The following is a 10,916-nucleotide window of genomic DNA, read 5'->3' as shown; positions in this document are numbered from 1 at the left end:
TGTATAAGAGACAGGCCATCGCCAGGTCGAGAGCCTTCTCGCGGTCGGGGGCTTGCGCCATGGTGCCTCTCCTATGGTTCGTTGTGTTCGGTGACCGGTGTCGGTCGGTTGGCCGTGACAGTAGAGAAGGCCACCGACAAGTTGACTCACCGAACGTTTCCCACAGTAGACGAACACTTGTTCGATTCAAGCGGACACGCCGAACCCCGGTAATCGCGTGTGGCAACATCTGCCCCCGATAGGGCCGACGGTGCACATCCGGGACGCCGCACCCGGGAGCCCCCACCGTCGGGCGCTTGCTCACGACAACCGGGGCGGATCCCCCCTCACGAGGCGCACACATGGACATCTCCGCCGAGTTGGCCGAAATCGCTTCCTACGGAGGGTTTTTCGCGTTGACCGTGGGTGGCGCGGCGGCCGGATGGCACCCGGTCGGGCAGTCCTACGCCGACGGCTTCACCGACCTGGTCGACGCCACCGCCTGGCGCTATCACACGACGGACCTGCGGGTCGCCGCCTCGCTGGTTCATCTCGGCCACGCCAGCCGGCTGTGGTCACCCGTGCTGGCCTGCGCTGTCGGCCACGGTGTCGTCCCGGACCTGGGCGCCCTGCAACGCGCCGACGACGGGGCGCCGCTGCGCTTGCCCGCGCCCGTGGGGATCCCGGCCGCCTCCCCCGACGCGCTGTACCGGGTGGTCGTGCGCGACCACCTGCAACCGCTCGCCGCCGGCCTGCGGGTGGGGCTGGCGCCCGCCCTGCTCGCGGGCAACATCGCGTCCGCGCTCACCGGGGCCGCCCGGGCGCTGCTGGCGGCGCGGCCCGACCTCGGCCCGCGGATCGCCGAGACGACCCGGGCGCTGTTGGGCATGGGCGTGCTGGCCGGGTCGGGCGTCGTCACCGGCGCGGACCTGGGCTTCAAACGCCGCAGTTGCTGCCTCTTCTACCGCCTGCCCGGGCGAGCGGTCTGCGGTGATTGCGTGTTCGAAACGTCACCGGGCTAGCCGTCGTTTGCCCTTGTCGCGCAGGGGTAATCGGTCGTCATGTCCACAGATTCCCTGCGCGCCCTCGCCCTGACCTGCTCGTTGAAGAAGAGCCCGGAGCCGTCGAGCAGCGAGCTGATCGCCGATCAGGTGCTCGCCCAACTGCGCCGCGCGGGCGTGGACGGCGAGAAGGTGCGCTGCGTGGACCTGGCGCTGCTGCCCGGCGTGGAAGCCGACATGGGCCCGGGCGACGAGTGGCCGGCGCTGCTGGAGAAGATCACGGCGGCCGACATCGTCGTGCTGTCGACGCCCACCTGGGTCGGCCACATGTCAAGCGTCGCGCAGCGCGTCCTGGAGCGCCTCGACGCGGCGATCTCCGACAAGGACGACGCCGGACGGCCCCGGATGGTGGGCAAAGTGGCCCTGGCGGCGGTCGTGGGAAACGAGGACGGCGCCCACAAGATCGTCGCCGACCTGTTTCAGGCGCTCAACGACATCGGGTTCTCGATACCCGCGCAGGGCTGCACCTACTGGAACGGCGAGGCGATGCAGGGGACCAACTTCAACGACCTGGACGACGTTCCGGAGGCGGTGGCCGCCACGACCGAAACGGCGGCCCGCAACGCCGTGCACCTGGCGAAGCTACTGCGGCAGCACGAATACCCGCCCTACGAATAAGCCGCGAACTCACCACTGTTCGCGCGGCACGTCGAAGTCGACGCACAGGGCCCGCCACACGTCACGGGGTTCGACCCCGTCCTCGATCGCCTGGGCGGCGGTGCGGCCGTCGAACACGGTCAGCACATGATCCGCCAGCACCGAAGAGCCGTACGCCGCGCCGAATCGCAGGACGACCCGCTCGTTGAATTCCGTTAGCCGCACGCCAGCAAGATACCCACCGGACGGCGATCGGACACCGCGCGCGTCACCGCCAGCTCGCCGGCAGGTCGACCAGGTGGTTGGGGCAGTAGTCCTGGACGGCCTCGGACATGATGGTCCGCGCGCGCTGCGCCGACATCCGCGAGCGCAACTGCATGAAGGCGTATTCGACCGGAGCCAAACCCTGCTCGGCGGCCGCCGGGTCGTCCATCAGCTGGCACGCCTGCTGCTCGTCGCCGGCATCGGCGTGCGCGACGCCCGCGCCGAACATCAGGGCGAGCAGCAGGCCGCCGGCGGCGATCGTCCTCATTGCCGTTGCCCTCCCCCTGTCATCCCGCCATCGCCAACGCCTCGTGGCACACCCGCACCGGATCGGCCACGCCGGCGATGCTAGCGGCCGCCGCCTGGGCGGCGGCCCGATAACGGGGCGACGACAGCACCTCGTTCACCGCGGCCACCAACGCCTCGGCTGTGAACGGCCGGATCAGCCGTCCGCTGCCCTGGCGGACCACCCGGTTGGCCATCTCCCACTGATCACCACCGCCGGGCACCGCCACCAGCGGCACCCCCGCCAGCAACGTCTTGGCCACCATCCCGTGCCCGCCGCCGCAGATCACCAGGTCGGCGTGGGTCAACAGCTCGGCCTGGCTGCCCAGCCCGACCACCGCCCACGGCGGCACCCGCAGCTCCGCCCCGCCCAGCCGGGAAACCACCAGCCGGGACCCGGCCGGCAGCGTCTCCCCCGGCCGCAGCTGCGCCAGCGCGACCTCGGCCAGCCCCTCGGTGCCGGTCAACGCGGTCGACGGCGCCACCACCACGACGGGTCCCGAGCCCGCAGGGATGTCCAGCACGCGATCGGTCGGTTCGAAGTGCAGCGGGCCCACCAACACGGCCTCGGCCGGCCAGTCCGGCCGCGGCACCTCGAGGGCGGGCAGGGTGGCGATCAGCCGTCGCAGCGGCCCCGGGTCGCGGGCCGGCAATCCGATTTCGACCCGCACGGCCGCGCGCTGGCGCAGGCCCGCGCGCCACGACCGCGCGGTGAGCGCGCGCATGGTCGCGTCGCGCAGCCGGCCGCGGATGCCGGTGCCCGGCGCCAGTCCGCTGCCGATCGGCGGCAATCCCTTGGAGGGCAGGTACAGCGGGTGCGGGTTCAGCTCGATCCACGGGATGCCCAAGAGCTCGGCGGCCATCCCGCCGCCGGCGGTGATGACGTCGGACACCACCAGGTCGGGCGCCAGCTCGCGCAGCGCCGGCACGTTGAGGACGGCCATCCGCGCGGCCCGCCGGTGGATCCGGGCCCCGGCGTCGACGTCGTCGTCGGTGGCGACCAGACCGTCCAGCTGGGTGGCACCGATGCCGGCGGCGCGGGCGGTGTCGACCCACTCGGCGCCGGTGAAAAGCGTGGGCTCGTCGCCGGCTTCGGCGAAGCGTTGGCACAGCGCAATCGCCGGAAACGAGTGCCCGGGATCCGGCCCGGCGACCACGGCGACGCGCATCGGCCTTACCCTGCCACAGCGCGCGGCCGCGACGCTCGCCTACGCTGGCACTCATGACCGAGCTGACTGGGACAGGCGTCGCGAACACCCGCACGGTCGAGGGTTTCCTGAACGCCCTGCAGGACGCGGATTACGACACCGCCGATGCGGCACTGGCCGACAACCTCGTCTACGAGAACGTGGGGTTGCCGACCATTCACGGCCGCGCCAGAGCGATGAAGCTGTTTCGCCAGATGGACGGCCGGGCCGCCTTCGAGGTGAAGATCCACCGCATCGCCGCCGACGGCGGGGCGGTGCTCACCGAGCGCACCGACGCCCTGATCTTCGGCCCGGTCCGGCTGCAGTTCTGGGTTTGCGGCGTGTTCGAAGTTCAGGACGGGCGAATCACGTTGTGGCGCGACTACTTCGACTTCTTCGACATGTTGAAGGCCACCGTTCGCGGCCTGGCGGCGGTGGTGCTGCCGTCGCTCAAAGCGACGTTCTAGGCTAGCTGGCGCCGCGCAAGCCGCCGAGTTCGTCGAACGCCTGCGCCCAGCCGACCAGGCGGTCGGTGGCTCCGGTCAGCTCGGCGCGGTAGCGCTGCGACGCGGCGAACTGATCGCCGTTGGCCGAGGACACCAATTGCGCTGCGGCGGTGACCATCTCGTTGTACTGGCGGACGCCGGCGCTCAGCTGCGCGGTGAACGCGTTGATGGTGGGCACCAGGTAGGACCGCGATGATTCGCTGGACTGGGCCGCCCGCTCCATCGACACCACCTCCGCGGCGGTGGCCGCCATGGCCGCCGAGCTCTTGTTGGCCGCCGCGGTCAGGTCGCGGATTTCCGCGATCGGCAGCATCGAGCCCCGTTCGATCACGTTCAACAGCGACAGGAACCCGCGTTCGGAGGCGCCCAGCGCGTACATCGCGGGCCGCGCCGCCGAGCCGGGCGGCGGCAGCCGGCGCACGTTCGTCGGGCGTGGCGTGGGCAACGGCTCGGCGCGCAGCCACCGGTAGCGCAGCAGCAACAGCGTCGCGGGGATCGCCATCACGACCGCGACGGCGCCGGTGATCTCCAGCAGGAGCGCAAACCAACCCCACGCCGCCAGCAGTATCGTCACCGCCGCCCAGAACACGCAACCGGCGGCGAATATCAGGCCCCACCGCAGCGCGCGGCGCTGCCGCCGCAGCAGCCGCGCACGCGGATCCGTTGCGGCGCTGATCTTCTGGGCCACCAGGTCGGACAGGTCGGCGGCGGTGGCCAACCCGCGCCCCAGCAGCGAGCGCCAGAGCCCGCGCTGCGTCCCGCTCACCGACACGACACCGCGTTACTGGCCAAAGGGTTTCTCGGTGACCGCGCCCCCGGTGGTCTCGGCGGGAGCGGGGGTCGCCGGGGTCGCCCCGGCGGCGGGCGTGCCACCGGTCGGCAGCGCTTCGCCGCGCATCGAGGCGCGGATCTGCTCGAGCCGGGAGTGGCCGGCCATCTGCACCCCGGCCTGCTCGACCTCGAGCATCCGGCCCTGCACCGAACCCTGCGCGAGCTCCGCCGCGCCGACCGCGTTGGCGTAGCGGCGCTCGATCTTGTCGCGCACCTCGTCGAGGCTGGGCACGTTGCCGGGCGCGGCGATCTCGCTCATCGACCGCAGCGAGGCGCTCACCTGCTCCTGCATCTTGGCCTGCTCGAGCTGGCTGAGCAGCTTCGTGCGCTCGGCGATCTTCTGCTGCAGCACCATCGCGTTCTGCTCGACCGCCTTCTTGGCCTGGGCAGCCGCGCTCAGCGCCTGATCGTGCAGCGTCTTGAGGTCCTCGACGCTCTGCTCGGCGGTCACCAACTGGGCCGCGAACGCCTCGGCGGCGTTGTTGTACTCGGCGGCCTTGGCGGCGTCACCTGAGGCGGTGGCCTGGTCGGCCAGCGTGAGGGCCTGACGCACGTTGACCTGAAGCTTTTCGATGTCCGCGAGCTGCCGGTTGAGCCGCATTTCCAGCTGGCGCTGGTTGCCGATCACCTGGGCCGCCTGCTGAGTCAGCGCCTGATGCGTGCGTTGCGCTTCCTCGATGGCCTGCTGAATCTGCACTTTGGGGTCGGCGTGCTCGTCGATCTTCGCGTTGAACAGCGCCATGAGGTACTTCCACGCTTTGACGAACGGATTGGCCATGAGTGAGCTCCGCCTTCGCTTCTTGTGGGCCGGACGGCCCCTGGATGGGCCGTCGCTTGTCGCTCAATTTAGTGGGTCGACGCCCGTCGCCCCACCCCTAACGCCGGATCCTCGCGCTCAGGCGATCGCCAGGGAGGCGACCGGCGGGATGACGACCTTGGTGTCGACGTCGATGCTGGGGCCGCGCAGCCCGTCAGCGGGCACGGCGTGTTCGTGAGCGCGTTCGACGCCTGCCATCCGCTCGCCGGCGTCGGTGAGCACCGACGAGAGCGGCACCTGCAGCGCCTCGCAGATCGCGTTGAGCAGCTCGCTGGACGGCTCCTTGCGGCCGCGCTCCACCTCGGACAGATACCCGAGGCTCACCCGCGCCGAATCGGACACCTCGCGCAGCGTGCGGCCCTGCGTCATCCGGGCCTCGCGCAGCACGTCGCCGATGACCTCGCGCACCAATGGCGGCATTTCTGCCCTCCTTCGTCCAGTCAGCCCGCCCGGCACGTGATCGGCCGCGTTCGGCAGGCGCTCATTACGTGAAACGCCGGCGCTGCGGTCTTGGTTCCCGTTCGGCGGCCGAGATTCAGTCGGCGGTCCGGCGTATTTCCCGCACGGTCGAGACGACGTAGTCGATGCCGGTGACGACGGTCAGCAGGATGGCCGCCCCCATCACCACCGCGGCCGTGACCCGCAGCGGCCCGGTCAGCGGCAGGATGAACAAGCCGATCGCCACCACCTGGACGACGGTCTTGACCTTGCCGCCCCAGCTGGCGGGGATGACCCCACGGCGGATCACGGCCAGCCGCAGCACGGTCACCCCGAACTCGCGGGCCAGGATCAGCACCGTGACCCACCAGGGCAGGTCGCCGAGCATCGAGAGCCCGATCAGCGCCGATCCGACCAGCGTCTTGTCCGCGATCGGGTCGACGAACGCGCCGAATTCGGTTGCCATGCCGTAGTTGCGGGCCAACAGGCCGTCCAGCCGGTCGGTGATGCACGCGATCGCGAAAATCGCGAAAGCCACGATCCGGAAGGCGATCTCGTGACCGTCCTTGGCGAACAGTGCGAGCAGGAAGATCGGGACCAGCACCAGGCGCAGCAACGTCAGGGTGTTGGCGAGGTTTGCGATATGAGCGCGGGCCGGCGGCCCCGTAAGCGGACCCGTTTGCGGCTGCCCCGACACCGCAACAGAATAACCGGTGACCAGCGCACCCGTCCCCGATGTCGATACTGTTAGCCGTGACCGAAAGTTCGCATGACTACCGACCGGTGGTGCGCCGCGCGCGAACGTCCGATGTCCCCGCGATCAAGCAACTCGTCGACACGTATGCGGGAAAGATCCTGCTCGAGAAGAACCTGGTGACGCTGTACGAGGCCGTCCAGGAATTCTGGGTGGCCGAATGCGAGGGCAAGGTCGTCGGGTGCGGCGCGCTGCACGTGATGTGGTCCGACCTGGGCGAGGTCCGCACGGTCGCCGTGGACCCGGCGATGACCGGCCACGGCATCGGCCACGCGATCGTCGACCGGCTGCTCGAGGTCGCGCGCGAACTGCAGCTGAAGCGGCTGTTCGTGCTGACCTTCGAGACGGAGTTCTTCGGCAAGCACGGCTTCACCGAGATCGAGGGCACGCCGGTCACCGCCGAGGTGTTCGAGGAGATGTGCCGCTCCTACGACATCGGTGTCGCCGAGTTCCTGGACCTGAGCTACGTCAAGCCCAACATCCTGGGCAACTCCCGGATGCTGTTGGTGCTTTGACTCAGCTGACCGCCGAACGTGAACTGAGGGCGAAAAATCCGCCCAAATCCCGCCCTGAGTTCACGTTCGGCGACCGGGCGACCGCCCGCTACTCGTCCGGATCGCCGCCGTCGGCGTCGGCGCCGCCGCGGATCAGGGCCAGCGTGCCGGCCAGCTCGTCGGGCTTGACCAGCACCTCGCGCGCCTTGGATCCCTCGCTGGGCCCGACGATGCCGCGGGTCTCCATCAGGTCCATCAGCCGGCCGGCCTTGGCGAAGCCGACGCGCAGCTTGCGCTGCAGCATCGAGGTCGAGCCGAACTGGCTGGACACCACCAGCTCGACCGCCTGCAGGAACACGTCCATGTCGTCGCCGATGTCGGGGTCGACGTCGGTGCGTTCGCCGGTCGGCTTGGCCGTGGTGACGCCCTCGGTGTACTCGGGCTCGGCCTGCACTTTGCAGGCCCCGACAACGGCCTGGATCTCCTCGTCGGTGATGTAGGCGCCCTGCAGGCGCAGCGGCTTGCTCGCGCCCATCGGCAGGAAAAGGCCGTCACCCATGCCGATCAGCTTCTCCGCGCCGGCCTGGTCCAGGATCACCCGGCTGTCGGTGAGCGACGACGTGGCGAACGCCAGCCGGGACGGCACGTTGGTCTTGATCAGCCCGGTGACCACGTCCACCGACGGGCGCTGGGTGGCCAGCACCAGGTGGATGCCCGCCGCGCGCGCCTTCTGGGTGATCCGCACGATGGCGTCCTCGACGTCCCGCGGCGCGGTCATCATCAGGTCGGCCAGCTCATCGACGATCGCCACCACGTACGGGTAGGGCCGGTATTCGCGCTGGCTGCCCAGCGGCGCGGTGATGGCGCCCGAGCGGACCTTCTCGTTGAAGTCGTCGATGTGGCGGACCCGGGAGGCCTGCATGTCCTGGTAGCGCTGCTCCATCTCCTCGACCAGCCACGCGAGCGCGGCCGCCGCCTTCTTCGGTTGGGTGATGATCGGGGTGATCAGGTGCGGAATGCCCTCGTACGGCGTGAGTTCCACCATCTTCGGGTCGATCAGGATCATCCTGACCTCCTCCGGGGTGGCCCGGGTCAGCAGCGACACCAGCATGGAGTTGACGAAGCTGGACTTACCCGAACCGGTGGAGCCGGCGACCAGCAGGTGCGGCATCTTGGCCAGGTTGGCCGAGATGAAGTCGCCCTCGATGTCCTTGCCCAGCCCGATCACCAGCGGGTGGTGGTCGCGCCGGGTCGACGGCGCGGTGAGCACGTCGGCCAGGCGCACCATCTCCCGGTCGGTGTTGGGCACCTCGATGCCGACGGCGGACTTGCCGGGGATCGGGGCCAGCATCCGGACGCTCTCGGTGGCCACCGCGTAGGCGATGTTCTTCTGCAGCGCGGTGATCTTCTCCACCTTCACGCCCGGCCCCAGCTCGACCTCGTAGCGGGTGACCGTCGGCCCGCGGGTGCAGCCGGTGACCGCCGCGTCGACCTTGAACTGGGTGAGCACCTCGCCGATGGCCTCGGCCATGACGTTGTTGGCGGCGCTGCGCTTCTTGGGCGGGTCGCCGGCGATCAGCAGGCCCATCGACGGCAGGGTGTAAGGCCCCTCGACGACCCGGTCCAGCACCTCGGTCTTCTTCTTCTCGCGGCGCCGGCTCTTCCCGATGGCCGGCTCCGGCGTGGTGGGAATGTCGTCCTCGTTGTCACGCAGGGCCGGGGCCGGGTCCGCCGTCGGCCAGGCCTGCGGCCCGTCGTCGGGAAGCGCGCTTTCGTCGTAGAAGCCTTCGGCCGCATCGGAATCCGCGTACTCGTCGTAGTCGTCGTACTCGTCGTAGCCGTCGCCGGGCAGCCGGGCGCCGACCATGGCGCGGATCGCGTCGGGCACCTCCCGGATGGTGGTCCCGGTGAGCAACAGCAGGCCGAACATGAAGCCGATGAACAACAGCGGCGCCGCGATCCAGGCCGTCAGCCCGTCCGACAGCGGGCCGCCGATGGCGAAGCCGATGAATCCCGCCGCGCGGCGGCGCGCCTCCGGGTCCTCGGGCGAGCCGGACCACAGGTGGCGCAGGCCCAGCACGGACAGCGCGATCAGGGTGGCGCCCAGGATCAGCCTGGGGCGCGCGTCGGGGTTGGGCTGGGTGCGCATCAACGCCACCGCCACCGCGGCGGTCACGACCGGGAGCGCCAGGACGCCCGCGCCGACGAAGGTGCGCAACAGCGTGTCCACCCAGGCGCCGACCGGCCGGGCGGCGCTGAACCAGGAGCTCGCCGCGACCACGACGGACAGGCCCAGCAGCATCAGCGCGATCCCGTCGCGGCGGTGCCCAGGGTCGATGTCGCGGGCCCGCCCGATCGACCGGGCCGCCCCTCCGGTGCTGCGGGCGGCCATCAGCCAGGTGGCGCGCAGGGCGCGGCCGCCGGTCAGCCCGGCGGCCACCACTAGCGAATGCTGACGCCGCTTGGCGGGCCTGCTCGGCCGCTTGCGGGGGGCCGCCGGCCGCGCGCGACCCGACCCGCTTCGCGAATTGGCCTTTGACCTGCTCGTTCGAGCTTTGGAGCGGGTGGCGGTCTTGTTAGCCATGTCGGCCAGGGTAGTCGCATCGACATCATCTGCACCACCCGCCACACTGGTAACGATTGGGGGTTGTGACCCATCTGACCGGTGGGCCACGGGGTCGCCTGAGTAGGGTGGACAACCGGTGACCGAGGTAACAAAGCCGTGCGCGTCACCCACCCCTTAGCCGCAGGAGGCCCCAGCATGCCCGTCGTCGTCGTTGCCACCTTGACCGTCAAACCCGAATCGGTCGACACCGTCCGTGACATCCTCACGCAGGCGGTGGAGGAAGTGCACAACGAACCGGGCTGCCAGTTGTACTCGTTGCACCAATCGGGCGAGACCTTCGTCTTCGTGGAGCAGTGGGCCGACCCCGAGGCGCTCAAGGCGCACAGCACCGCGCCCGCCGTCACCAAGATGTTCACCGCGGCCGGCGACCACCTGGCCGGGGCGCCGGACATCAAGATGCTGCAGCCGGTGCCCGCGGGCGATCCGGACAAGGGCCAGATCCGGTCCTGATGGGGCGGCCACTCGAGGGCAAGGTCGCCTTCATCACCGGCGCGGCGCGCGGCCAGGGTCGCGCGCACGCGGTGCGGCTGGCCTCCGACGGCGCGGACATCATCGGGGTCGACCTGTGCGATCAGATCGCCAGCGTCCCCTACCCGCTGGCCACCGAGGAAGACCTGGCGCAAACCGTCAAGTTGGTCGAGGACACCGGCGCGCGCATCGTCGCCGCCCGAGGCGACGTCCGCGACCGGGCATCGCTGTCGGCCGCCCTGCAGGCGGGCCTGGACGAATTCGGCCGGCTCGACATCGTCGTCGCCAACGCCGGCATCGCCCCGATGCAATCCGGCGACGACGGCTGGCGCGACGTCATCGACGTCAACCTCACCGGCGTCTACTACACCATCAAGGTTGCCATCCCGACCATGGTCGCCCAAGGCACCGGCGGGTCGATCGTGCTGATCAGTTCGAGCGCCGGCCTGGCCGGCGTGGGCAGCCCGGACGCCGGTTCCGTCGGTTATGCCGCCGCCAAGCATGGCGTGGTGGGCCTGATGCGGGTGTACGCGAATCTGCTTGCGACGCAGTATATTCGGGTGAACTCGATACATCCGTCCGGTGTCGAGACTGTCTCTTATACACATC

At 70.1% G+C, this 10,916-nt stretch carries 14 protein-coding genes; 6 read left to right on the top strand and 8 right to left on the bottom strand.

What is annotated here, in order from left to right; genetic code table 11:
* Positions 1-341: 341 nt before the first annotated feature.
* Complete coding sequence (locus WU80_RS22495) at positions 342-1,001, top strand: (2Fe-2S)-binding protein (RefSeq protein ID WP_055405290.1); 660 nt, start codon at positions 342-344, stop codon at positions 999-1,001.
* A gap of 39 nt (positions 1,002-1,040) precedes the next feature.
* The gene (locus WU80_RS22490; RefSeq protein WP_055405291.1) at positions 1,041-1,658 is read left to right on the top strand and encodes a flavodoxin family protein; all 618 of its coding nucleotides are present in this window, start codon (positions 1,041-1,043) and stop codon (positions 1,656-1,658) included.
* Between the two features lie 9 nt (positions 1,659-1,667).
* Here the strand turns inward: WU80_RS22490 and WU80_RS22485 are convergent, their stop codons facing one another.
* From WU80_RS22485 to WU80_RS22475, 3 genes are read right to left on the bottom strand one after another with little or no spacing between them, the layout of a single operon-like run.
* A complete protein-coding gene (locus tag WU80_RS22485) occupies positions 1,668-1,862 on the bottom strand; it encodes a DUF3046 domain-containing protein (RefSeq protein ID WP_055405292.1) in 195 nt (64 codons plus the stop codon).
* A 43-nt stretch (positions 1,863-1,905) separates the two neighbouring features.
* A complete protein-coding gene (locus WU80_RS22480) occupies positions 1,906-2,169 on the bottom strand; it encodes a hypothetical protein (protein WP_055405293.1) in 264 nt (87 codons plus the stop codon).
* 19 nt (positions 2,170-2,188) lie between these two features.
* Positions 2,189-3,355 carry a glycosyltransferase gene (locus tag WU80_RS22475; protein WP_055405294.1) on the bottom strand — a complete coding sequence of 389 codons (1,167 nt, stop codon included), beginning with the start codon at positions 3,353-3,355 and terminating at the stop codon, positions 2,189-2,191.
* A gap of 53 nt (positions 3,356-3,408) precedes the next feature.
* Between WU80_RS22475 and WU80_RS22470 the strand changes: the two genes are divergently transcribed.
* Positions 3,409-3,840: a limonene-1,2-epoxide hydrolase family protein gene (locus tag WU80_RS22470; RefSeq protein WP_055405295.1), complete on the top strand. Its 432-nt coding sequence runs from the start codon at positions 3,409-3,411 to the stop codon at positions 3,838-3,840.
* A 1-nt stretch (position 3,841) separates the two neighbouring features.
* Here WU80_RS22470 and WU80_RS22465 read toward each other — a convergent pair whose 3' ends face one another.
* The 4 genes from WU80_RS22465 to pgsA all read right to left on the bottom strand — a co-directional run bounded on the left by WU80_RS22465 (position 3,842) and on the right by pgsA (position 6,662).
* The gene (locus WU80_RS22465) at positions 3,842-4,651 is read right to left on the bottom strand and encodes a hypothetical protein (protein WP_055405296.1); all 810 of its coding nucleotides are present in this window, start codon (positions 4,649-4,651) and stop codon (positions 3,842-3,844) included.
* A gap of 9 nt (positions 4,652-4,660) precedes the next feature.
* Complete coding sequence (gene pspA, locus WU80_RS22460) at positions 4,661-5,488, bottom strand: phage shock protein PspA (protein WP_055405297.1); 828 nt, start codon at positions 5,486-5,488, stop codon at positions 4,661-4,663.
* A gap of 117 nt (positions 5,489-5,605) precedes the next feature.
* Positions 5,606-5,947: a transcriptional regulator ClgR gene (gene clgR, locus WU80_RS22455; protein ID WP_055405298.1), complete on the bottom strand. Its 342-nt coding sequence runs from the start codon at positions 5,945-5,947 to the stop codon at positions 5,606-5,608.
* A gap of 115 nt (positions 5,948-6,062) precedes the next feature.
* Positions 6,063-6,662 carry a CDP-diacylglycerol--glycerol-3-phosphate 3-phosphatidyltransferase gene (gene pgsA, locus WU80_RS22450; protein WP_055405299.1) on the bottom strand — a complete coding sequence of 200 codons (600 nt, stop codon included), beginning with the start codon at positions 6,660-6,662 and terminating at the stop codon, positions 6,063-6,065.
* A 56-nt stretch (positions 6,663-6,718) separates the two neighbouring features.
* On the opposite strand from pgsA, the gene WU80_RS22445 reads away from it, so the two are divergent.
* Complete coding sequence (locus tag WU80_RS22445; RefSeq protein WP_197281328.1) at positions 6,719-7,234, top strand: amino-acid N-acetyltransferase; 516 nt, start codon at positions 6,719-6,721, stop codon at positions 7,232-7,234.
* An 88-nt stretch (positions 7,235-7,322) separates the two neighbouring features.
* On the opposite strand, the gene WU80_RS22440 is transcribed toward WU80_RS22445, so the two are convergent.
* Complete coding sequence (locus tag WU80_RS22440; RefSeq protein ID WP_082459987.1) at positions 7,323-9,797, bottom strand: DNA translocase FtsK; 2,475 nt, start codon at positions 9,795-9,797, stop codon at positions 7,323-7,325.
* Between the two features lie 177 nt (positions 9,798-9,974).
* Here WU80_RS22440 and WU80_RS22435 point away from each other — a divergent pair, with 177 nt between their 5' ends.
* Together WU80_RS22435 and WU80_RS22430 are read left to right on the top strand one after the other, a co-directional pair.
* Positions 9,975-10,289, top strand: a complete 315-nt coding sequence (locus WU80_RS22435) for a putative quinol monooxygenase (RefSeq protein WP_055405301.1) — start codon at positions 9,975-9,977, stop codon at positions 10,287-10,289.
* On the top strand, positions 10,286-10,916 hold a 631-nt coding region (locus WU80_RS22430; protein WP_055405849.1), incomplete at its 3' end, for a mycofactocin-coupled SDR family oxidoreductase. The genes WU80_RS22435 and WU80_RS22430, both read left to right, overlap by 4 nt.

The organism is Mycobacterium sp. UM_11 (assembly GCF_001414075.1).
Taxonomy (GTDB): Bacteria; Actinomycetota; Actinomycetes; order Mycobacteriales; family Mycobacteriaceae; genus Mycobacterium.
The sequence above is the reverse complement of the archived record's forward strand: the minus strand, read 5'-3'. Positions and strand labels throughout refer to the sequence as shown.